Source organism: Aquamicrobium defluvii (assembly GCF_004363725.1).
Taxonomy (GTDB): Bacteria; Pseudomonadota; Alphaproteobacteria; order Rhizobiales; family Rhizobiaceae; genus Mesorhizobium; species Mesorhizobium defluvii.
In genome coordinates this window covers 1-1,443 of sequence record NZ_SNZF01000082.1, presented here as the reverse complement: position 1 = coordinate 1,443, position 1,443 = coordinate 1, and the positions used below count along the sequence as shown (strand labels likewise).

At 57.7% G+C, this 1,443-nt stretch carries 1 protein-coding gene and 2 pseudogenes; 2 read left to right on the top strand and 1 reads right to left on the bottom strand.

Annotated features, from left to right (window positions below):
• Nucleotides 1-131, top strand: a pseudogene (locus tag DES43_RS22210) (IS5/IS1182 family transposase); the annotation flags it as partial.
• Between the two features lie 71 nt (nt 132-202).
• Complete coding sequence (locus tag DES43_RS22205) at nt 203-1,303, top strand: IS630 family transposase (RefSeq protein ID WP_425352143.1); 1,101 nt, start codon at nt 203-205, stop codon at nt 1,301-1,303.
• A gap of 9 nt (nt 1,304-1,312) precedes the next feature.
• On the opposite strand, the pseudogene DES43_RS22200 reads toward DES43_RS22205, so the two are convergent.
• Nucleotides 1,313-1,443, bottom strand: a pseudogene (locus DES43_RS22200) (IS5/IS1182 family transposase); the annotation flags it as partial.

Below are 1,443 nucleotides of genomic sequence, written 5' to 3'. Positions count from 1 at the left end.
GGAACATCATCGAACGCATGTTCGGAAAGCTCAAAAACTGGAAGCGTATCGCAACACGCTATGACCGTCTCGCCGTCAACTACCTCGCCGCAATCGCCCTTGTTGCTCTTGCAACCCAATGGCTCAAATGAGTCCCCTACCTAGTCAGCTGGAACTGAAGTAAGCATCATTGTATTATCCCTTGCCTACAGGCAGGGGGTAGATGATGGCAGGCAAGCAAGCAGATCTGGTTGTCTTGAGCGACGAGGACCGTCGCTTTCTTGAGGCTCAGGTTCGCCGCCACAAGGCGCCGCGTTCGCTGTCGGACCGATGCCGGATGGTTCTGTTGTGTGCACATGGGCTGCAGAGCAAGGACGTTGCCGAACGTCTCGGTGTCCACGAGCACACCGTCGGCAAATGGCGCCGCCGGTTTGTGCAGGATGGCATTGAAGGGCTGACTGACGAATATCGGGCAGGTCGGCCACGAACAGTCTCTGACGCGCAAGTGGCTCAGGTGATCGAGCGTACATTGAACACCACCCCGAAGGACGCCACGCATTGGTCGATCCGCTCCATGGCAGCCCAGTGCGGGCTGTCGCACACCACCATCCGCCGGATATGGGGTGCGTTTGGCTTGCAACCGCATCGTTCGGAGACATTCAAGCTGTCGACCGATCCGCTGTTCGTCGACAAAGTGCAGGACATCGTCGGCCTTTACATGTCGCCGCCGAACCGGGCGATTGTGTTGTGCGTAGACGAAAAATCGCAAATTCAGGCGCTGGATCGCGAGCAACCAGTTTTGGCCATGGCGCCGGGCGTCGCCGAGCGGCGCACGCATACCTACGTGCGCAACGGCACGACATCCCTGTTCGCCGCGCTCGACGTTGCTACCGACGCCGTGATCGGCAAGTGCTACAAACGCCATCGCGCGAGCGAATTCCTCGACTTTCTCAAACGAATTGACTCCGAGATGCCCAAGGGGCCGGACGTGCACCTCGTGATGGACAACTATGCCACCCACAAGACACCGAGGATCAAGACCTGGCTCGCTCGCCGCCCGCATTGGCATGTTCACTTCACGCCAACGTCGGCGTCCTGGATCAATCAGGTCGAATGGTGGTTTGCAGAGCTGACGCGCAAGCAGCTGCAACGCGGCGTCCATCGTTCAACGGCGGAGCTTGAAGCCGACATTACCGCCTTCATTGCCGCTCACAACGAAAATCCCAAGCCCTACAGATGGGTAAAATCCGCCGACCAAATCCTCGCCGCCGTCAAACGCTTCTGCCAAAAGACAATGATGCTTACTTCAGTTCCAGGTGACTAGGTAGGGGACTCATTTGAGCCATTGGGTTGCAAGAGCAACAAGGGCGATTGCGGCGAGGTAGTTGACGGCGAGACGGTCATAGCGTGTTGCGATACGCTTCCAGTTTTTGAGCTTTCCGAACATGCGTTCGATGATGTTCC